The 20,551-nt window shown below is 62.7% G+C and carries 19 protein-coding genes and 3 tRNA genes; 9 read left to right on the top strand and 13 right to left on the bottom strand.

Going from position 1 to position 20,551, the window contains the following annotated elements:
• Positions 1-40 precede the first annotated feature (40 nt).
• The 5 genes from ACGYKA_RS00110 to cysG are packed head-to-tail and all read right to left on the bottom strand — an operon-like array spanning position 41 to position 4,618.
• Positions 41-472: a DUF934 domain-containing protein gene (locus tag ACGYKA_RS00110; RefSeq protein WP_394410399.1), complete on the bottom strand. Its 432-nt coding sequence runs from the start codon at positions 470-472 to the stop codon at positions 41-43.
• Positions 469-1,260 carry a phosphoadenylyl-sulfate reductase gene (locus tag ACGYKA_RS00105; RefSeq protein WP_394410401.1) on the bottom strand — a complete coding sequence of 264 codons (792 nt, stop codon included), beginning with the start codon at positions 1,258-1,260 and terminating at the stop codon, positions 469-471. Before ACGYKA_RS00105 ends, ACGYKA_RS00110 begins: the two co-directional genes overlap by 4 nt.
• Positions 1,250-2,926, bottom strand: coding sequence for a nitrite/sulfite reductase (locus ACGYKA_RS00100; RefSeq protein ID WP_394410404.1), 1,677 nt, complete (start codon positions 2,924-2,926; stop codon positions 1,250-1,252). Before ACGYKA_RS00100 ends, ACGYKA_RS00105 begins: the two co-directional genes overlap by 11 nt.
• On the bottom strand, positions 2,926-3,222 hold the full coding sequence (locus ACGYKA_RS00095) for a DUF2849 domain-containing protein (protein ID WP_136720162.1): 297 nt from the start codon (positions 3,220-3,222) through the stop codon (positions 2,926-2,928). Before ACGYKA_RS00095 ends, ACGYKA_RS00100 begins: the two co-directional genes overlap by 1 nt.
• 1 nt (position 3,223) lies before the next feature.
• A complete protein-coding gene (gene cysG, locus ACGYKA_RS00090; protein WP_394410407.1) occupies positions 3,224-4,618 on the bottom strand; it encodes a siroheme synthase CysG in 1,395 nt (464 codons plus the stop codon).
• A gap of 144 nt (positions 4,619-4,762) precedes the next feature.
• Between cysG and ACGYKA_RS00085 the strand changes: the two genes are divergently transcribed.
• Positions 4,763-5,224, top strand: a complete 462-nt coding sequence (locus ACGYKA_RS00085; protein WP_067265010.1) for an Lrp/AsnC family transcriptional regulator — start codon at positions 4,763-4,765, stop codon at positions 5,222-5,224.
• Between the two features lie 40 nt (positions 5,225-5,264).
• On the opposite strand, the gene tpiA is transcribed toward ACGYKA_RS00085, so the two are convergent.
• The 8 genes from tpiA to ACGYKA_RS00045 all read right to left on the bottom strand — a co-directional run bounded on the left by tpiA (position 5,265) and on the right by ACGYKA_RS00045 (position 13,073).
• Entirely contained in the window at positions 5,265-6,014 is a 750-nt protein-coding gene (tpiA, locus tag ACGYKA_RS00080) for a triose-phosphate isomerase (protein ID WP_394410410.1), read from the bottom strand.
• Positions 6,015-6,097: 83 nt separating this feature from the next.
• Positions 6,098-6,460 (bottom strand): iron-sulfur cluster assembly accessory protein, encoded by a 363-nt coding sequence (locus ACGYKA_RS00075; protein ID WP_067265014.1) that lies wholly within the window; start codon positions 6,458-6,460, stop codon positions 6,098-6,100.
• Positions 6,461-6,513: 53 nt separating this feature from the next.
• Positions 6,514-7,227 (bottom strand): DUF3307 domain-containing protein, encoded by a 714-nt coding sequence (locus ACGYKA_RS00070; RefSeq protein ID WP_394410413.1) that lies wholly within the window; start codon positions 7,225-7,227, stop codon positions 6,514-6,516.
• Between the two features lie 113 nt (positions 7,228-7,340).
• Positions 7,341-7,958, bottom strand: a complete 618-nt coding sequence (locus tag ACGYKA_RS00065) for a hypothetical protein (RefSeq protein WP_394410416.1) — start codon at positions 7,956-7,958, stop codon at positions 7,341-7,343.
• 117 nt (positions 7,959-8,075) lie between these two features.
• Entirely contained in the window at positions 8,076-9,287 is a 1,212-nt protein-coding gene (locus tag ACGYKA_RS00060; protein ID WP_394410419.1) for a glycerophosphodiester phosphodiesterase family protein, read from the bottom strand.
• A 187-nt stretch (positions 9,288-9,474) separates the two neighbouring features.
• Positions 9,475-9,837, bottom strand: a complete 363-nt coding sequence (locus tag ACGYKA_RS00055) for an SUF system Fe-S cluster assembly protein (protein ID WP_209218051.1) — start codon at positions 9,835-9,837, stop codon at positions 9,475-9,477.
• Between the two features lie 93 nt (positions 9,838-9,930).
• Entirely contained in the window at positions 9,931-11,313 is a 1,383-nt protein-coding gene (rimK, locus tag ACGYKA_RS00050; RefSeq protein WP_394410422.1) for a 30S ribosomal protein S6--L-glutamate ligase, read from the bottom strand.
• 68 nt (positions 11,314-11,381) lie between these two features.
• The gene (locus ACGYKA_RS00045; RefSeq protein ID WP_394410424.1) at positions 11,382-13,073 is read right to left on the bottom strand and encodes a mechanosensitive ion channel family protein; all 1,692 of its coding nucleotides are present in this window, start codon (positions 13,071-13,073) and stop codon (positions 11,382-11,384) included.
• Positions 13,074-13,368: 295 nt separating this feature from the next.
• Between ACGYKA_RS00045 and tgt the strand changes: the two genes are divergently transcribed.
• The 8 genes from tgt (at position 13,369) to ACGYKA_RS00005 (ending at position 20,551) form a co-directional block, all read left to right on the top strand.
• Positions 13,369-14,496 carry a tRNA guanosine(34) transglycosylase Tgt gene (gene tgt, locus ACGYKA_RS00040; protein ID WP_394410427.1) on the top strand — a complete coding sequence of 376 codons (1,128 nt, stop codon included), beginning with the start codon at positions 13,369-13,371 and terminating at the stop codon, positions 14,494-14,496.
• Positions 14,497-14,602: 106 nt separating this feature from the next.
• Positions 14,603-15,697 (top strand): alkene reductase, encoded by a 1,095-nt coding sequence (locus ACGYKA_RS00035; RefSeq protein ID WP_394410430.1) that lies wholly within the window; start codon positions 14,603-14,605, stop codon positions 15,695-15,697.
• Between the two features lie 232 nt (positions 15,698-15,929).
• The gene (gene lon, locus ACGYKA_RS00030) at positions 15,930-18,341 is read left to right on the top strand and encodes an endopeptidase La (protein ID WP_394403451.1); all 2,412 of its coding nucleotides are present in this window, start codon (positions 15,930-15,932) and stop codon (positions 18,339-18,341) included.
• 152 nt (positions 18,342-18,493) lie between these two features.
• Positions 18,494-18,568: transfer RNA gene (locus ACGYKA_RS00025), tRNA-Val, on the top strand.
• Between the two features lie 133 nt (positions 18,569-18,701).
• Positions 18,702-19,283 carry a histidine phosphatase family protein gene (locus ACGYKA_RS00020; protein ID WP_394410433.1) on the top strand — a complete coding sequence of 194 codons (582 nt, stop codon included), beginning with the start codon at positions 18,702-18,704 and terminating at the stop codon, positions 19,281-19,283.
• On the top strand, positions 19,280-19,849 hold the full coding sequence (locus tag ACGYKA_RS00015) for a histidine phosphatase family protein (protein WP_394410436.1): 570 nt from the start codon (positions 19,280-19,282) through the stop codon (positions 19,847-19,849). The genes ACGYKA_RS00020 and ACGYKA_RS00015 overlap by 4 nt, the downstream gene beginning before the upstream one ends.
• 41 nt (positions 19,850-19,890) lie before the next feature.
• A tRNA-Val gene (locus ACGYKA_RS00010) sits at positions 19,891-19,966 on the top strand.
• Between the two features lie 508 nt (positions 19,967-20,474).
• Positions 20,475-20,551, top strand: a tRNA-Asp gene (locus ACGYKA_RS00005).

The following is a 20,551-nucleotide window of genomic DNA, read 5'->3' as shown; positions in this document are numbered from 1 at the left end:
TCTACTTATGGCAAGGAAGGGGGGAGGGCAATGAAGCGGCCTATTTGGCCGCGGTCGCCGGTCCGGATGCGGCACCGCGCAGGCGGGACTGATAGTCATGGGCCTGCCAATCGGCGCGGGCCAGCCATTGGTCTTCAGGCTGGCGGGCGGCCAGATCATCGTCGATCTCGACCTCATCGAAACCCGCGCGGCGCGCCATGGCATATTGATCGGCCAACACATGCCCGCGGGCGCGCAGGCGGCCCTTGTAGCCGCGCAGGCGCAGGACGCGGGCGATGGTAAAGCCGCGCCCATCCGCGAAAGAGGGGAAATCGACGCGGATCATCTCAAGCGCCGGGGTCAGCGTGAGGGCATGGGCATCCGCGTCAGAGGCGAGATCGACGGCGCGGCAATCGTTCGCGGCGCCATCCTCGCAATAGCCTTGGGTCCAGTCGTCGGTGGTGAAGCCTGTGTCGGTGACGAGTACGCTCATGATTTGTCTCCTGTTCGGACCACTTTGCCGTTCACAAAGTGGATGCCGCATTCTTCTTTGTTCTGATCGCGCCAGCGCCCGGCGCGCGGGTCTTCGCCCGGGGCCACGGGCGAAGTGCAGGGCGCGCAGCCGATCGAAGGGTAGCCGCGTGCCACCAGCGGGTGACGCGGCAGGCGGTTTTCGGTGATGTAATCGCTCACGTCGGACGTGGCCCAATAGGCCAGCGGGTTCACCTTGATACGCGGTGCGGCACCGTCTTCGGGGATCTCGGTCTCGAAAAACTCCAAGGTCGCGCGGCTGCCCGATTGAAAACGTTTACGCCCGGTGATCCAGCCGTCATAGCCCGCCAGCGCGCTCTGGAGGGGCCGGGTCTTGCGCAGGGCGCAGCAGGCATCGGTGTCATATTGGTGCAGCGTGCCATCGGGATCCTGTGCTGCGATCTCTGCGCTGCGCAGGGTGGTGACATTGCGCAGACCGAGGCGCTCGCTCAACTCCTGCTGGTAGACGAGCGTTTCGGCAAAGAGCATCTCGGTGTCGATGAAGAGCACCGGGATGTCCCGCGAGACCATGGAGGCGAGGTGCAACAGCGCCACCGATTCCGCGCCGAAGCTGGAGACGAGGGTGAGGTTCTCGATCTCCGCATCGGCGCGGCGGATCACATCCGTCGCCCCGTGGTGGCGCAACTCGGCGTTGAGCCGTGCCACCTTTTCCTCGACCGCGCGCAGCCCCTCGGGGGGCGGCGCATCGGTATTTGAGAAAGGATGAAGTTCAGGGGTGTCAAGCGGCATTGGCCCGATCCTTCTCTGCCGCTTCGGGGTAGAGCACGGCTTTGAATGGCGCGAGGCCGAGGCGGCGGTAGGCTTGCAGGAAGGTCTCGCCGGGATCGTTGCGCAGGTCGAGATAGCCCAGAACGAGGCGTTCGATAGCCGGGATGATCTCATCCGCCGAGAAGCCGGGGCCGGTGCGGGTGCCGAGGCTTGCGCTTTCCGTGCCGTCACCGCCGAGCGTGATCTGGTAGTTCTCTACGCCCGCGCGGTCGAGGCCGAGGATGCCGATATGGCCCACGTGGTGGTGGCCGCAGGCGTTGATGCAGCCGGAGATCTTGATCTTGAGCGGGCCCACGTCATGCTCAAGCTTCAACTCGTCGAAACGGGTGGCGATTTCCTGCGCGATGGGGATGGAACGCGCGGTGGCCAGTGCGCAGTAATCCATGCCGGGGCAGGCGATGATGTCCGAGATCAAGCCGATGTTGGCGGTGGCCAGTTTGGCCTCTTTCAGCGCGGCGTGCAGTTCGGGCAGGTCGCTGCGGTGCACATGGGGCAGGATCACGTTCTGCTCGTGGCTGATGCGCAGCTCGTCATGGCCGAAGCGGCGCGCGAGGTCGGCCATGACGCGCATTTGGTCTGCCGTCGCGTCGCCGGGCGTGGCGCCATGGGCCTTGAGGCTGATCGAGACGATGGCATAGCCGGGCGCGCGGTGCGCGGCGAGGTTGGTATCCGCCCATGCGCGGAAGACCGGATCGTTGGTATAGGCGGATTCGTAAGCCCCGAGGGAGGCTGTTTTGAACGCGGGTGCTGCAAAGTCGGCTTTGATACGCGACAGCATTTGCTGGTCGACGCCGGTGAACTGGTCGCGGATTAGCGCATATTGCGCATCGACCCGGGCGCGGATGTCTTCGATGCCGTTCTCGTGCACGGTGATCTTGATGCGCGCCTTGTACTTATTGTCGCGGCGGCCCAGCACGTTATAGACGCTGACAATGGCTTCGAGCGTGGGCAGCAGATCGTCGGCGCTGACAAATTCATAGAGCACCTTGCCGATCATCGGGGTGCGGCCAAGACCGCCGCCGACGATGACTTCGAAACCCTGCTCGCCATCGCGTTCGACGATGTGCAGGCCGATGTCATGGGCTTTGATCACCGCACGGTCGGCGGCGGCGCCGGTGACAGCGACCTTGAACTTTCGCGGCAGGAACTGGAATTCCGGGTGGTCGGTGGACCACTGGCGGATCAGTTCTGCCACGGGGCGGGGGTCTGCGACCTCATCGGCGGCGGCGCCGGCGAAATGGTCCGCCGTCACGTTGCGGATCGTGTTGCCAGAGGTCTGGATCGCATGCAGCTTCACCTCGGCCAGCGCGTCGAGCATATCGGGCACATCGCGCAATTCGGGCCAGTTGTACTGGATGTTCTGACGGGTGGTGAAATGGCCGTAACCCTTGTCCCACCGCTCGGCGATATAGGCGAGTTGGTCCATCTGGGCGCTGTTGAGCGTGCCATAGGGGATCGCCACCCGCAGCATATAGGCGTGCAGTTGCAGGTAGAGGCCGTTCATCAGGCGGAGGGGTTTGAACTCATCCTCGGTGAGCGAGCCGGCGATGCGGCGCTCGACCTGGGCGCGGAACTGGGCGTTGCGCTCGGCGAGGAATTTGTCGTCGAATTCGGTGTAGCTGTACATCAGACGGTCTCCTGTTTGCCGTGGGCGTAGTTCGAGGGGCCGGTGGCGCGGAACTCTTCGCGGAAATGGGTGGGGCGGGGGCCGCCCGCTTCGGGGGCCACATCCGCGAGGTAGACGCCGACGACCAAATCCTGTTGGCTCAGCGCGTCGATCAGGCGCAGGTCGGCGTCGGCCTCATCGGTGAGGACTTCGGCTTCACTCAGTTTGCGGGTCCAGCCGGTGGCGGTTTGATAGACGACATCGCCTTCGAGCAGCGCATTGGCGGTGATGACCTTGGGGGTGAAGGGTTTGGGCATGTCAGGCCAGCTCCTCTAGCGGGGTTTCGGTGGCAACTTGGACGGCGGCGCGCGGGGCGAGGCCGTAGAAGGTGAGCGCGGGGTCGGTCATTTCGGCATCGGCGAGATCGCGCGGCAGATCGTTCAGCGTGGTCGACAGCACCCGCTGATCGGCGCGCGAGGCGTTTTCGATCACGGTGACGGGTGTGGCGCGGTCGGCGCCGTGCATCAGCAGGCGGCCTTGGACGAAACGGGCGGATTTCTTGCCCATATAGATTGCGGCGACTTCATTCGGGCGCGCAAGGGCGGCCCAGTCGTGATCGGCGAAACCTTTCATGTCGTGCCCGGTGAGGAACCGGACCGAAGCGTTGCGGCCCCGTTTGGTCAGGCTCTGCCCGATGCCCGCCACGGCGGCGGAGGCGGCGGTGATGCCGGGCACGATGTGCCAGCCGATGCCATGGGCGTCGACCGCGTCGATCTCTTCGTCGAGCCGGCCAAAGACCGTGGCATCGCCGGATTTCAACCGCACCACCTGCGCGCCGCTTTGCGCGTGTTCGACCAGCAGGGCGTTGATGTGCTCTTGGGCCGTGGAGGGGCCGAAACCCTCTTTGCCGACGTCGATCATCAGCGCTTCGCGGCGGGCGAGTTCGAGGATCTCGGGGCTGATCAGCCGGTCGTAGATCACCACATCGGCCTCATCCAGCGCGCGGCGGGCCTTAAGCGTCAGCAGTTCCGGGTCGCCCGGGCCGCCGCCGACAAAGGCCACATGGCCTGCGCGGGCTTTGCGGGTGAGGTGGGTGTGCAGCAGGGTTTTCAGCGCCGGGCGCACGGTATCCTTGCCTTCGGCCATGGCGCGAGGGCCGGTGGCGAAATAATACTCCCGCCAGAAATCACGGCGCGCGCGGCCCATGGGCAGGGCATCGGCCAGCTTGCGAAAACCTTTGCCGATGCGCGCCAGCGGGCCGAGGGTGACGGGCAGACGCTCTTCCAGATCGGCCTTGATGGCGCGGGCCAGCACCGGGGCGGCGCCTTCGGTGCCGATGGCCACGGTCACCGGGTCGCGGTCGACGATGGCGGGGGTGATGAATTCGCTGTCGTGCAGATTGTCGACGATATTGACCAGCACGCCCGCCGCATGGGCCAGCGCGGCGTTTTCAGCATCCAGCGCGTCATCTTCATCCGCTGCATAGAACAGCCGCGCGCCGGGCAGATCGGCGGCAGTAAGGGCGCGGCGGTGCAGGGTGAGCTTGCCCGCCGCCTGCCACTCGACAATCTCTGCCGCCGGGTCGGGGGCGAAGACATGCAGCGCCGCCTTGGTTTTCATCAGCAGGCGCAACTTGGCCAAAGCAGCTTCACCGCCGCCGGAGAGGAGGATCTTTTGCCCGCGGGTGGCGAGGAAGATGGGAAAGTGATCCATGATGCGCCCTGTATTCTGTTTGACGTGACCTCTTATATAGGAAATATTCCCGATAATTGGCTACATGCTGGCGCAGATAAGAACGTGCGTTCGCTTTAGTCGCAGGTTGAGTATGAACGTCCTGCCGGGGCGAGAGAGAAGAGAATGACTGTCCGAATTGATGAGACCGACCGGAAGATTTTGGCGCAGCTGCAACGCGATGCGAGCCAATCGCTGGACGATATTGCCCGTGAAGTGGGGTCTTCGAAAACGCCGGTGTGGAATCGGATACGCAAGCTGCGCGAAGCCGGGGTGATCGGCCAACAGACCGTGGTGCTGGATTCCGAAGCGCTTGGGTTCGAGGCCTGTTTCTTTGTCCTGATCCGCACGTCAGAGCATGAGGCGGCTTGGCAGGCGGCATTTTTGCAGGCGTTGAAAGACCGGCCCGAGGTGCAGGAGGCGCACCGTCTGGCGGGGGATATCGACTATATCCTAAAGGTGCGGGTCAAGAACGCGCGGGCTTATGATGTCTTTTATCAGGCGCTGATTTCAGAGGTGAAGGTGCATAACGTCACGGCGCTTTTGTCGATGGAAGAGATCAAATCGACGACGATGCTGCCGCTGTGAATTCGCCGGGCGGCAGGTGCGCCCGCCGCCCCGGAACACTTTAGGATTGCGCGAGCGCCGACACGATGGGCGCGAAATCTTCGGCTTTGAGGCTGGCCCCGCCGACAAGCGCGCCGTCGACATTATCAACCGCGAAGATCTCGACCGCATTCGCGGCCTTCACCGAGCCGCCGTAGAGCAGGGGGAGGACATTGCCAATTTCCGTACCGAAACGGTCGATCAGGCGGGTGCGGATGAAGTCATGCACTTCTTTGATCTGCGCGATGCTGGGGATTTTGCCGGTGCCGATGGCCCAGATCGGCTCATAGGCGATCACGGTATTCTTTGCGTCGACGGCATCGGGGAGGGAGCCGTCGAGCTGTGTGCCGATAATGTCGAGGGTCTGGCCTACGTCCCGCTCCGCCTCGCTTTCGCCGATGCAGATGATGGCGGTGAGACCGGCACCCCATGCAGCGACGGCCTTGGCCTGCACGTCGGCGTCGGTCTCACGGTGGGCATCGCGGCGTTCGGAATGGCCGAGGATCACATGGCTGGCCCCGCTGTCGGCAACCATCGCGGCAGAGATATCGCCGGTGTAGGCGCCCGCATCTTCGGCATGGCAATCCTGTGCGCCGATCTGGATGGGGCTGCCATGAGTGGCATCTGTGGCGCGAAACAAAAGGGTGCTGGGCGGGCAGATCACGACCTGCGGCGGGTTTTCGGGCAGGCCGGTGGCAAGGCTGTGAAGCTCTGTCAGTGCGGCGGCGGTGCCGTTCATTTTCCAGTTGCCGGCGGCGATTTTGGGGCGCATCGGTTCCGTCCTGATCTGTTGATATTACCAGATCAGTTCGCAGGCCCGTGGCCTTTCGTCAAGGGCGGGGCAGGTTGGCGCGCTTACTTCGCGCCGAGGCTTTCGTCGAATTTGATCGATTCGCCGCAGCCGCAGGCTTCGGTCACATTGGGATTGCGAAATTTGAAACCGGACTCGAGCAGCGTGGTTTCATAGTCGATTTCGGTGCCGAAAAGGAACATCTGTGCCATGGGGGCGATCATCACCCGCGCGCCGTCTTGTTCGACCACCTCATCATTGGGGTCGGTCGCTTCGACGTATTCCATGGTGTATTCCATGCCCGCACAGCCGCCTTTCTTGACGCCAATGCGCAGCCCGGCGTGGCCCGCCGATTGCATCAACTTCGCAATCTGGCCAGCGGCTTTGGGGGTCATGGTAACGGCTTGCTTGCCGGGAATGCCAAACATCACAAATCTCCTATGCCGCCAAGATAGGGGTGCGGCGCGGCGATCTCAAGCCGTCAGAAGGAATTCATTGCGGCCTTGGTGGCGAAGGCGGCGATGAGCGCCCAGCCGAATGAGGCTAGCGTGCCGATGATCACGTATTCGCTTATCTTCTGGTTCTTTTTCACGGTGTCAAAGCGCAGAATCGACTTTGCCGCGATGAGAAAACCGATGTCCGCAGGCTCGCCGATCATGACCATTAGAAAGATCAACGCGCGTTCCAGCAGGCCGATCATCCGGCCCGCATTCTCCAACCCATCCGGTTGGGCCTGCGCCTTGTGCGGCAGCATCAGGCCGCCCACCGCCGGACCGCCCGCAAGGGTCGCGGTGATCAGCCCGGCAAGGAACAGGGCAGGCGGGATGAGCGTACCGCTGTGGTCGGCCCAAATGCCGCTGGCAAAGGCATCGGGGGCATAGAGGACAAGGACCCCGATGCTGATGAGATGGGCAAGTTGATCGGTAAGGTAGGGCCAAAGCCGGTCGCGCTGGTGCTCCGGCACGGCGTAGGTCTTAAGCGCATCAATCGCGGTATGGGCAAGTGCGAGGAGGGCGGCGGGCATCAAACTGCCGCCGAGGGCCAGCGCGGTCAGGGCAAAGACGATAGCGCCGTGGAGCAGCAGCATCTGCGGCTTGCGCTTGGCGGCGACCATCGCATTGGTTTGAAAAACGAAATCCGCCAGCAAGTGAGCGATCAGGCAGGCGAGAGCGGTGGCGATGGCCTGTTCGGTCATAGAAATTCCGGTAGTTGGTGATGGCGTCCATTTGAAAAGCCATGGCGAGCCGGGACAAGGGTTTTCTTATGGTATTTAACAGTCTAATTTGGCTGTAATTTGGTAAAACAGGCTTAAAGGGCTGTTTCGCGCGCCTCGAGAACCTCGCAGACCTCCCGCAACTCATCTATCCCCGCCGCGTCCACATGGCCCTGTACGCTCTGCTGCGTCAGGTCGAACTCCCGCGCAAGCTCCGCCTGCAGGGGTGGTTCGGGGGTCAGCATGTAATAGGCGACATCGGCTTGGCGCTTGGTCCAGCCGCCCGCGATCCGGTCGGCGAGGGGCAGGGCCGTGCGCAGGGCGAGGGGGGCGTCGGGCGCGTGCATGCGTCGCGCGCGGGGCATGTTGTCGAGCGCGTGGCCGGAGCTGACCAAGGCCGCTCCGTCCGCGCGGGAGAGGTCGCTACCTGTGAAATGCGCGGGGCCGATACCGATGCCAAAGCGGGTGTCGGCGGTCTTGCCGCAGCGGCGCACGGTGGCGCGTAGCACGAGGGCTGCGCGGAAGGTGAAGGCGGGCGCCACGGCCATCTGCCAGCCATCTCCGCGAAAACGGGTCATCCGGGCGGGCTGGCCTTGCCAAGCAGTCAGCGCCTCGGCGGCATCATCAAGGCGCGCGAAGATGCCATCCAACTCCGCCCGGCTCATCGCGGAGGATTTCACGATATCGCCGGTAAAAATTGCCCAAGTTTCCATGGTTTGCCCCTTGTTTCCCGCAATGTCGCAGGAAGGCGAAATCCATGCAAGCCCGGCCACGGAAAAGGGCCGCCCGAAAGGGGGCGGCCCTACTGGCGATCTAACGGCTAGGACCGATCAGAGGCCCATGCAGTTCGCATAATAGGTCACGGTCGCGGGCCAGTCAGAGAAGACACCGGCCACGCCCACGTCTTGGGCCAGCACATCCAGCGCCACCAGATAGTCGCTGTCGTCTGTCACGATGTCATTGACCGACTGGAAGTACCAACCGCCACCGGAGGCGAGCGGGCCGGAACGCTCCAGCGTCCATGCGATCAGGGTCAGCCCTGCTTCTTTCGCGGCCATGGCGTATTCGGATGCGGCGATGGCGCCGTCCTTATTGGTCAGCATCATGTTGAGCGAGGGCGCGAGGTAGTTCACGCCCTTGGCTTTCAGATCGGCGAAATCTTCGGCCCATGTCTCGGGGTCTTGCTCATCGAAACCATCGGACCATTGCACCAGATAGACGGCCTGTTTGCCGAATTCCGGCGTGTTGTCGACCCAGTAGAGCACGTCTTCGAGGTTGAAAGACTGTGGCCAAACGTCGGAGGCGGGGATGCCTGCGGCGACATATTCATCCACCAGTTTCTGCGCGTAGTCTTCCTGAGAGAAACCCTCGTGCGGCATCTCGACGGAGGGGGATTTCAGCTCAGGCGTGAACTTGGCGCCCAGGGATTTGAACAGTTCGATCGATTCCGCATGGGTCATCAGATCGGCTTTGTCGCTGTAAAGCTCGGTGCGCCAATTCGCGACACCGCCTTGGTAGTCTTCGGCGGTGGTGGCGGTCTTGTCCGCGCTGTCCATCTTGGGCGTCAGGGTGCGGAACTCTGCCAGAGTGATGTCGGAGGTCCGGCATTCGGCGTTGGCGGGCGTGTCACCCGAAGCGGCGGTGAAGCCGGTGGTGCATTTCTCGGCCAGATCGGAGACGAGGATGTTCGTCGTGGTGTGCAGATCGTTCTGGGCGTGGCGGCAGACCAGCTCATGATCGGCGGTAAAGGTCACGTCGCATTCCAGAATGCCTGCGCCCATGCGCGCGGCGGCGACGTTGGATTGCACGGTATGCTCAGGAAACATCAGCGGCGCGCCACGGTGGCCGATGGAGAAATCGGTCTTGGCGGCGTCTTGGCCCATGCAGGAAGCCAGCTTGTCCTTCAATGCGCCCTCGGGCAGCTTGTCCACCAGATAGGCCGGGCGGGGGCCGTATTCCACCGGTGTCGCGGCGGCGTGGGTCTCGGCCAGTGCCATGCCGGGCGCGAGGGCCAGAGCGGCGAGAGAAACAAGTGTTCGCATAATGTTATCCGTTCGTGAATGAAGTTCCGGGGCTTCTATGGGTGCCCGATGTAACGGTTTCACGACCGGATCATGTCAGTCAAATGAACAATCCGCGGTGACCCCGCTCGGCGGGAAGCGGCCAAAAGAAAACGCCGCCAATGCCCTGCATCGACGGCGTCTGTTCTTCGCTTTGTAAAGTTGTCGCTTACATGAAGCCCAGTTCAAGGCGGGCTTCGTCCGACATCATATCCATGCCCCAAGGCGGCTCCCAAACCAGTGCCACATTGACCTGCTTGACCCCGGCGATCGGCTCAACCGCATCGGCGACCCAGCCGGGCATCTCACCGGCCACGGGGCAGCCGGGCGCGGTCAACGACATCTTGATGTCGACTTCATTCTCGTCGTTGATGTCGATGGTGTAGATCAGCCCCAGTTCATAGATATTCACCGGGATCTCAGGGTCATAGACCGTGCGACAAGCCTCAACGACCTGCTCGTAAAGCGGGTGGTCGGTGGAAGAGGGCGCAATCAGCGGTGTCCCTTCGAGCGGTTGGGTCTGTTCGGTCATCTCTTGCCTCGCATCATTCTCGACGTTTTATATAGGGATTGCGGGCAGGGGCGTAAAGTGGCCCCGAGCCGGGCGGGGCCGGTGCCGCCCCCGCTAGCCGCCTTTGCGACGCCGTGCGGGCTGTGGCTTCACCCGGGCTTCGATCTCATCATAGACCTTGCCGACGATGTCTTTCTTGGTGGCATTCTCGATCCCCTCGAACCCGGGGGAGGAGTTGACCTCAAGCACCTTTGGCCCGCTTTCCGACCGCAGCAGATCGACCCCGGCGATGCCAAGGCCAAAGGCCCGGGCGGCGCGCACGGCGGTATCGCGTTCCTCTTTTGAGATGCGCACGACCTTGGCCGAGCCGCCCCGGTGCAGGTTCGAGCGGAAGTCCCCCTCCGCGCCGGTGCGTTTCATGGAGGCCACGACCTTGCCCGCCACCACGAGGCAGCGGATGTCTTCACCGGCGGCTTCCTTGACGAAATCCTGCACGAGGAAGTTGGCGCGCAGGCCACGGAAGGCGTCGATGACGCTCTCTGCGGCCTTCTTGGTTTCCGCCAGCACGACGCCCTTGCCTTGGGTCGACTCCAGAAGCTTCACAATCAAAGGTGCGGTGCCTACCAGCGCCATCAGGTTGGAGGTGTCTTTCGGCGATGCGGCAAAGGCCGTGGTCGGCATGCCAATGCGCTTGGCGGCCAAGACCTGATGCGCGTGCAGCTTGTCGCGGCTCGCGGTGATCCCGGCAGAGCCGTTGACGCAATAGGTGCCAATCGTTTCGAACTGGCGGATCACGGCGGTGCCATAGGGGGTGATCGACGCGCCGATGCGTGGGATCACCGCGTCGTAGCGCGGCAGGCGCTTGCCGTCGTAATGCACCTCGGGGGCGAGTTGGTTGATCGCCATATAGCAGCGCGTGGTGTCGATCACCTCAACCACATGGCCGCGCGCTTCGCCCACCTCGACCAGCCGGCGGGTGGAATAGTTGTCTTCCCGGCTCAGCACAGCGATGCGCAGCGCCCGCTGCGGCGCTTTGTGGCGCAGGCTGGCGGTATGGTAAACGTCGTAATTCAGGTCAGGTTGCAGCCGTCGTTCGGTGGCCGAGATGTTGATATGTTCGGTCAGCGCCTGACGGCCCAGCAGCATGCGGCTGGTCATGGTGCCCCGGTTGGTCAAGGTCACGTCGATGGGCCAGCTTTGGCCGCCGACCTCAAGCGTGGTGGCGATGACGAAACGTTGTTCGGATTCGCCGTTGGAGGAAGTCACCTCACGCCGGTCGATGATCGGGGCGGAACAGGTGATCGAGATATCTTCACGCCCGGCGATGGGATGCACGTTGAACCGCACCTTGGGTTTTGACGCGGGGCCGAAAACTTCGATGTCATGGGCATGCAGCGCCGAGGTGCGCGCGCCGGTGTCGACTTTTGCTTTGATCGCGGGCAGGCCAAGATCGGGCAGGGCAACCCATTCTTCCCAACCGAATGTGAGTTTTTCCATTGCCTGCTCCTTGGGTCATTGGTCTGCCTGCCTAACCTGCGGCAGGGGCTGCATCAAGCGGCGCGATGTCAGGGGGTGCCCATATCCGCGGGGGCGGGGGGCAACATGCGGACGTCGTCTTCTTTCTCCATCCGCGCGGCGGCGGCAAGAAGTTCCTCACGCACGCGGCATTCGATATCCCAAAAGGTGGCGGCATTGTCGGTGGGCAACTCGAAGCGCACCTTGATGCCAAAGGCATCTTGGTCGAGCACATGCACCTTGGCCTTGTCCATCGGTTTGACATCATCGGGGTCTTCGCGGGCCAAGAGGTCAAAGAACACACGGCGCAGGGCTGCCACATCGGCGTTTTGCGACAGGGTCAGGATGATGGGGCGCACCATGGCGTGATCCTCGATCGACCAGTTTTCAAAGGCGTCGGAGACGAAATAGCTGACCGGCACGATCAGCCGGGTGCCGTTCCAGTTGAGCAGTTGCACGTAAGTAAAGTGAATTTGCTCGACCGTGCAGAAATGCCCTTCGAAGATCAGCTGGTCCCCGATCCGTGCAGAGCGGTTCAGCGCAATCTGGATAGAGGCGAGGATATTGCCCAAAACCTCACGCGCCGCGAAACCCAAGACGATGGTCACCGCACCGGCAGAGGCCAGCAGCGACAGGCCTAGCGTATTGTCCGCATTGCTGGAGACGAGGATCACCCCTGAGGCCACCAGCACGGCGATCACGATCACCCCTTTGCGCGCCGCCGCGATTGTCGTGGCGATGGAGCGCATATGGGCATTCATCGGATCGGCCAACTCATAGGCGTTGTTGGGGCTGATCCGGTCAAAGATCTCGTCAAAGGTAAAGACAATGGCGAGGGCGGCGGCGGTGACATAGGCGATTAGCAAAATCGGGCTGAGCACCGCGTCGATAAAGCCTGAAACGACCAAGACCCGGCTGGTGGCCGTGCCGATGATTGCCGCGCAAAGCACGATGGCGGCGGGCCAGCGGAAGGAGCGCAGCACAAAGCGCATCCAGCGGCGTTTGGCGGCCTGCCCGAGACGGCGCATGATGCTGAAGGCGAACCAACCGGCTGTCAGGGCGACGACGACCAGCAGAGGCAGGAACAGCACCTCCCACAGATACATGCCCCAAAAGGCGCGGATGCGCAGCCAGTCGGGCAGCATCGTCTCAAGGTCCGTCGGCCCATACTGCGCGTGCAGATGCGGAATGTTGTCGATGCTCTGGCGCGAGAAGACCCAGACTGGCTCGGCATCCTCACCGGGTTTGATCCGGTTGAGCCGCAGTGGCACGTCATGGCCGCCCAGTTCCAGACGGTCGATCAAGAGCGAACGGCGCACGCGCCCGGTGTCATTGTCCTCGGCGGAGCCTGAGAGCCAGCCGTCGGGCCGGTCCGCCAGCCTGCGCCATGGCACGACGACCTTGCGCTCCATCAGGACGGAAAGTTGAAAAGCACGCTCGGCCCCGATAACCGCCTGATCCCCTTGGGGCAGGTCCGACAGGTCAAGGATATGGGCCGCGTCCGAATAGTGCCCATTGTCGGTGAGGTAGATGAAGCTTTCCAACGCCGCCATCGGTGTACCGCGGTCCAGCGTCTCAGGCGGGGGCGGCAGGCCGGGGTTCAGCTCGGTCGTTTGAAACCATTTCTCCTGCGCCTGCCCGGTGGCGGCCCCCGTCAGCAGCGCAATCGCCAGCACGAAGGCCCCCAGAAAACGAGGAAACACAGGCGCGAAATCGCGTGAGAGTAAGGCAAGCCGCTGCATGGATAGCGCAATGTAGCGGGGGTTCGGGCAATTCAAGGCTGCGCGGCGCTTTGAAACGCTATTTGCGGGCTTTTGGGCTGCGTTGAGGTTGCGCGTAGCGAGCCGCGCATAGTTGGATTGCTGGCTTCAAAGCCTGCGCAGGAATGCGTTGGGGGTGAATAAGTGGCGACGACCAAGCCCTAAGCCCGTTAACCTTTGAACGATACCATTCTCGTGCAATCTCGGCTATTTCAGCTTTATTGCATGTTTCCCGCCACTGGTTTATCGCGCCAGTCGCAGGCAGAGAGGGCAGCGTATGACCAGCACCGGATTCACCAAACACGCGCAGGACGGCAAGGCACGCAGCGGCGTGATCCAAACCCCGCGCGGCGAGATCCGCACGCCCGCCTTCATGCCGGTGGGCACGGCGGCGACGGTCAAGGCGATGATGCCCGAAAGCGTGGCCTCCACCGGCGCCGACATTCTGCTGGGCAATACCTACCATCTCATGCTGCGCCCCACGGCAGAGCGTGTGGCCGCCTTGGGCGGGCTGCATAGGTTCATGAACTGGGACAAGCCGATCCTGACCGACAGTGGCGGCTTTCAGGTGATGAGCCTTGCCGGGCTGCGCAAGCTGACCGAACGCGGCGTGACTTTCAAAAGCCACATTGATGGCTCCAAACATGAGATCACGCCGGAGCGCTCGATGGAGATTCAGGAGCTTCTGGGCTCGGACATTGTCATGTGTTTCGATGAATGCCCGGCGCTGCCCGCCGACCGGGACCGCATCGCCGAAAGCATGCGTCTGTCCATGCGCTGGGCCAAGCGCAGCCGGGAGGCCTTTGGCGACCGCCCCGGTCACATGCTGTTCGGCATCCAGCAAGGCGGGTTGGAAGAAGACTTCCGCCAAGAAAGCGCCGAGGCGCTGCGCGAGATCGGCTTTGACGGCTATGCCGTCGGCGGTCTGGCCGTGGGGGAGGGGCAGCAGGCGATGTTCTCTACCTTGGATTTCTCGACCGACATGCTGCCCGAGGACAAGCCGCGCTACCTGATGGGCGTGGGCAAGCCCGACGATATCGTTGGCGCCGTGGCGCGGGGGATCGACATGATGGACTGTGTGCTGCCCTCCCGCTCTGGCCGCACGGGGCAGGTCTTTACCCGGATGGGCGTGCTCAACATCAAGAACGCGCGGCATCAGGATGATCCCCGCCCGCTGGATGAGAATTGCAGCTGCCCGGCCTGCCGCAACTATTCGCGCGCCTATCTGCATCACGTCTTCCGCAGCCAAGAGATCATCTCGTCCATGCTGCTGACCTGGCACAACCTGCAATACTACCAAGACATCATGGCCGGCATGCGCGCAGCCATCGCGGCGGGGCGGTTCACCCAGTGGCAGGCCGATTTCCACGCAGGCCGCGAACAGGGTGACATCGACCCGCTCTGAGGGGCGGGGCGCTTCGCCCTCACGGGAATTTGTGCGGATGATCCTTGCTGCAAGGTGGCGGGGTCTTAGGTGCCTTGCACATTCTATTGCAAGGAAAGGCCCGAATATGACCGAGAAGCTTTTTACCCCTTTCACCGCCGGTGAGATCGCGGCCGAGAACCGTTTGGTGATGGCCCCCCTGACGCGCAACCGCGCGGATAATGAGACCGGCGAAGTCTCGGACATGCATGTCGACTATTACCGCCAGCGGGCTGGCGCGGGCATCATCATCACCGAAGCCACGCAGATCAGTGCCGAGGGCAAGGGCTATTTCCAGACCCCCGGCATTCATAGCGAGGGCCAAGTCGCTGCATGGCGCAAGGTGACCGACGCGGTGCATGCCGAAGGTGGGCGGATCGTCATCCAGCTTTGGCATGTGGGCCGGATCAGCCACACCTCTCTACAGCCCGATGGCGGCAAGCCTGTCGCGCCTTCTGCTATCGGCGCTGGCGTGAAAACCTTCACCGCCAACGGGTTCGAGGATACCTCCGAGCCACACGCGCTCGAGTTGGATGAGATGCCGCGTCTGGTCGCCGACTATGCCCATGCCGCCGAGATGGCCAAGAAAGCAGGCTTCGACGGGGTCGAGGTTCACGGGGCCAATGGCTATCTGCTGGACCAATTCCTCAAAACCGGCAGCAACAAACGCGAGGACGCCTATGGCTGCAGCGTCGAAAACCGCGCCCGGCTGCTGTTCGAGGTGCTGGATGCGGTGACGGAAGTCTGGGGCGGCGAACGTGTGGGGCTGCGCCTCTCGCCTTTCTCGCCCGCCAACGGGATCGAAGACGCCAATCCGCAAGAGACTTTCGAATATGTCGTGAAGGGGCTGAACCGTTACAACCTGTCCTATCTGCATCTTGTCGAAGGCGCGACAGGCGGCTCGCGCGAGTTGGACGAAGGCGAAAGCATCGCGGCGCTGCGGGCGCTCTTTGACGGGCCTTACATGGCCAACAATGGCTATGACCGCGAGATGGCGATCAAGGCCCTGGCCGAGGATAAGGCCGATCTGATCGCCGTGGGCCGCCCCTTCATCGCCAATCCCGATCTGCCGCGCCGCTGGCAGATGAACGGGCCGCTGAACGAAGGCGATACCGATACCTACTATGGTGGTGGGCGCGAGGGCTTTACCGATTACCCGACGCTGGAACAGGCCGAAGCCTGACCGATCAGGGGCGCCCGTGTGGCGCCCCTTTCTTACGACGCGTGCAATTGGGGCGAAATCACCCCATCGCGCGCTTGCCTCCATCCCGCCGAAGCGCGATGATGGCGGCCGAGTAGCCCGCAAGGGATTGAAACAGGCGGATGGGATGCACACATGTCCTGTCCAGAAGAGGGGATGTCAGAGGCCGCCTATGACAGGGGCCCGGATGTCTTGCTAAGATAAGGAATTGAGCATGTTAGAGCCACTGAACGCATCCTACCCGGTGCTTCCGCTGCGCGACATCGTCGTGTTTCCCCACATGATCGTGCCGCTTTTCGTTGGCCGCGAGAAATCCGTCCGCGCCCTTGAAGAGGTGATGGCGGACGATAAACAAATCCTGCTGTCGAGCCAGATCGACCCCGCCGAGGATGATCCCGACACATCCGGCATCTACAAGGCCGGTGTGCTGGCCAATGTGCTGCAACTGCTGAAACTGCCCGATGGCACCGTGAAAGTGCTGGTCGAAGGGCAGGCGCGGGTGCGCATCACCGAATACCTTGAGAACGACAATTTCTTCGAAGCGCGCGCCGAGTATCTGACCGAGATGCCGGGTGACGCCGCCACTACGCAGGCGCTTCTGCGCACAGTGGCCGATGAGTTCGAACGCTATGCCAAGGTCAAGAAAAACGTCCCCGAGGAAGCGCTCGCAGCCGTTGGCGAAAGCGCCGAGCCTGCACGTCTGGCCGATCTCGTGGCCGGTCACCTCGGCATCGAAGTCGAGCAGAAGCAGGACTTGCTGGAGACGCTGAGCATCTCCGAGCGGCTTGAGAAGGTCTATGGCCTGATGCAGGGCGAAATGTCGGTGCTGCAGGTCGAGAAGAAGATCAAGACCCGCGTGAAGTCGCAAATGGAGCGGACACAGCGCGAATATTATCTGAACGAACAGATGAAGGCGATCCAGCAGGAGCTAGGCGACGGAGAGGACGGCAAGAACGAAGTGGCCGAACTCGAAGCCAAGATCGCCGAGACCAAGCTGAGCAAGGAAGCCCGCGAAAAAGCCGAGGCCGAGCTGAAGAAGCTCAAGAACATGTCGCCCATGTCGGCCGAAGCCACCGTGGTGCGCAACTACCTCGACTGGATGCTGTCGATCCCATGGGGCGTGAAATCCCGTGTGAAGAAAGACTTGGGCCGCGCGCAAAAGGTTCTCGATGACGATCACTATGGCCTTGAGAAGGTCAAGGAGCGCATTGTAGAGTATCTGGCCGTGCAACAGCGCTCGACCAAGATGAAAGGCCCGATCATGTGCCTCGTCGGCCCTCCGGGCGTCGGCAAGACCTCCTTGGGCAAATCGGTCGCCAAGGCCACGGGGCGCGAGTTCATCCGCATCTCGCTCGGCGGCGTGCGTGACGAGAGCGAAATTCGCGGCCACCGTCGGACCTACATCGGCTCCATGCCCGGTAAGATCATCCAGGCGCTGAAGAAGGCCAAGACCACGAACCCGCTTATCCTGCTCGATGAAATCGACAAGATGGGGCAGGACTTCCGGGGCGACCCGGCCTCGGCCATGCTCGAAGTGCTCGACCCGGAGCAGAACGGCACCTTCGTGGACCACTATCTTGAGGTGGAGTACGACCTGTCGAACGTCATGTTCCTGACCACGTCGAACAGCTACAACATGCCTGGGCCGCTCTTGGACCGGATGGAGATCATTCCGCTGTCGGGCTACACCGAGGACGAAAAGCGCGAGATCGCCAAGCAGCATCTGGTGCAGAAGCAGATCAAGAACCACGGTCTGAAGAAGAAAGAGTTCGAGATCGAGGATTCGGCCCTCACCGGCATGATCCGCTACTACACCCGCGAGGCAGGCGTGCGGAACCTTGAGCGCGAGATCGCCAAGGTGGCCCGCAAGTCGCTGACCAAGATCGTCAAGAAGGAAGCCGAGAGCGTCACCGTCACCGGCGATAATCTTGAAGACTTTCTTGGCGTGCGCAAGCACCGCTTCGGTCTGGCCGAGGAGAAGGACCAGATCGGTGTTGTGACTGGGCTGGCCTATACCTCCGTTGGCGGTGAGCTTCTGAGCATCGAGGCGCTGCGTCTGCCGGGCAAGGGCCGGATGAAGACCACCGGCAAGCTCGGCGACGTGATGAAGGAAAGCATCGACGCGGCCAGTTCCTACGTCCGGTCGATCTCTCCGCAGATCGGGATCAAGCCGCCGAAGTTCGACACGCTGGACATCCACGTGCACGTGCCCGACGGCGCCACCCCGAAAGATGGCCCCTCGGCCGGTCTGGCGATGGTGACCTCGATCGTCTCGGTGCTGACCCAGATCCCGGTGCGGCGCGACATCGCCATGACCGGCGAGGTCAGCTTGCGCGGCAACGCCATGCCGATCGGCGGATTGAAGGAGAAACTTCTCGCGGCCCTGCGCGGCGGCATCACCACGGTGCTGATCCCCAAGGAGAACGAGAAAGACCTGCCGGACATCCCCGACAACGTCAAAGAGGGGCTGACCATCATCCCGGTGGGCCATGTCTCGGAAGTTCTGGAGCATGCGCTGGTGAGCAAGCCGAAGGCGATCGATTGGGACGAAGCTGCCCAAGAGGCCGCCGAAGCCGCCGCGATGAAGGCTCGTGCCGCAGGCGTGGACGCGACGACCACACATTAAGGCGAGCAGCCTGTCAGAATGTCATGAACGCGCGCCTTTCGAGGCGCGCGTTTTTCGTATCCACCGTGGGGCAGGGCCCGCCGCATCTCGCGACAGTTTTTGCGCCAAACCCTCTTGCAAGCCGCGCCGCAATTGGCTACTTCGCCCCGCAAGGGTGATTAGCTCAGTGGTAGAGCGCTTCGTTCACATCGAAGATGTCAGGAGTTCAAATCTCTTATCACCCACCATTTTCCCCGTCCTTCGCAATACAATAGCTTGCCGCGCTAAGCCTGCGCCCACGTCCCATGGCTTGCCTTCTCCGCGTCGGGGTGATCCTTATCACCAGCGGCCCATACCACGGGCACAACGGGCGGAGAGAGCATGTCGGCACATCCTAAAATCTGGTTCCTGCGCCACGGGCAGACCGAGTGGAATCGCGCGTTTCGTCTGCAGGGGCATCTCGATTCACCGCTGACCGATCAGGGCATCGCCGAGGCTGAGCGGCAGGCACAGATCATGCCAGCGATCCTTGAGCAAAAGCCGGATATCCTCGTCTCTCCGCTTGGCCGCGCGCAGCAAACGGCGCGGATTGCGTTGAATGGCGCCGCTTTCCAAACGGATGCCCGGCTGAAAGAGATACACGCGGGCGATTGGCAGGGGGCAACCCGGGATGAGATACTTGCCGCGCACCCTGACCTCGCTGCCCGCGACCCGGCCCCGTTGGAGATCTACGCCGCCGCGCCGGGCGGGGAGGGGCTGGCGGCCTTTCGCAAGCGGATACGGGCGGTGCTCGACAGTTTGACCACGCCCACGGTGCTGGTCGCCCACGGGCTCTGGGGGCAGGTGCTTCGCGCAGAGATATGCGGCGTCGATCCGGTAGAGGCCGGTCGGCTCAGCAACCGGCAAGGCTGCGTCTATCTGCTGGAGAACGGGACCGAGCGCATCTTGGAAGCCCCCGCATGAGCCGTTACCCGACGCTCTATATCCTGCGCCATGGGGAGACGGAGTGGAACCTCGCCAATCGGCTCCAAGGGCATTTCGATTCCCCGCTGACCGAGCGGGGGCGTGAACAGGCCGCGGCGCAGAATGCGATTCTGAAACGCTGCGATCTGGCGGGGTTCTCGGCGCTCAGCAGCCCGCAGGGGCGGGCGGTGGTCACAGCCGAAATCGCGCTGGCGGGAACGGGGCTAGAGGCTGCGCCTGATCCTCGTTTGGGGGAGATCGGCATCGGCGCTTGGGCCGGAATGCCGCGCGAGACGTTGCTGCGCCAAACCCCCGCCGCGCGTGATTCCTACGATCTTTACGAACACGCCCCCGAGGGCGAGGGATTCGCGGCGCTGCATAAGCGCTGCCAGCGCTTTCTGGACAGCCTGAACGGCCCCCATGTGCTGATCACCCACGGCATCACATCGCGCATGTTGCGCCTTATTTTACTGGGCCGCACGCCCGCTGCGCTGCGGGAGATGCAGGGCGGGCAAGGGGTGGTTTTCCGCCTTGAGAACGGTCAGCAAGAAAGGCTGACATTATAGGCTTGAAGCCCGCCCCCACCTTGGGCTATCAGGTCCAAGTCGGGTCGTTAGCTCAGTTGGTAGAGCGCTTCGTTTACACCGAAGATGTCGGGAGTTCGAGCCTCTCACGACCCACCATCCCCCTCCAACCTATTTATTTGGATCAACCAGTTGCTCTAGTGGTGAGCCCAATCGACGCCCGCCCGCTGCGCGGTCAGTCTGGGTCGGGAGTTCGAGCCTCTCACGACCCACCATCCCTCCAACCTATTTATTTGGATCAACCGGCTGCCCCAGTGGTGAGCCCGACCGACGCCCGCCCGCTGCGCGGTCAGTCTGGGTCGGGAGTTCGAGACTGTCACGATCGTCTCGTTCAGAGATTGGTATTGGGCCATCGCCCGGATTTCCCACGCAGCGTCGCAGTATTCCAAGCCATAGCCTTCGTCAGCCCCGACCATAGGGCAGTCAAGTAAAAGCGGCCCGACCCCTCCGTGAAAACCACCCGATTTTCGGCCTCAGACCCAGCCCATCAAACGCCCCAAAAACAACTTACAAAAATTTCACATTTTCGCGCAAACCGCGCTTGACGGCGGAGCGCCCTCACCATAGAACACCCAAACGCTCCGGGGCGACCTGGAGAGTGCAGCGGGCGGTTGTAGCTCAGTTGGTTAGAGTACCGGCCTGTCACGCCGGGGGTCGCGGGTTCGAGCCCCGTCAACCGCGCCA

Origin of the sequence: Sulfitobacter sp. 1A15106, assembly GCF_043556995.1 — a bacterium.
In the GTDB taxonomy this organism is placed as follows: Bacteria; Pseudomonadota; Alphaproteobacteria; order Rhodobacterales; family Rhodobacteraceae; genus Sulfitobacter; species Sulfitobacter faviae.
The sequence above is the reverse complement of the archived record's forward strand: the minus strand, read 5'-3'. Positions and strand labels throughout refer to the sequence as shown.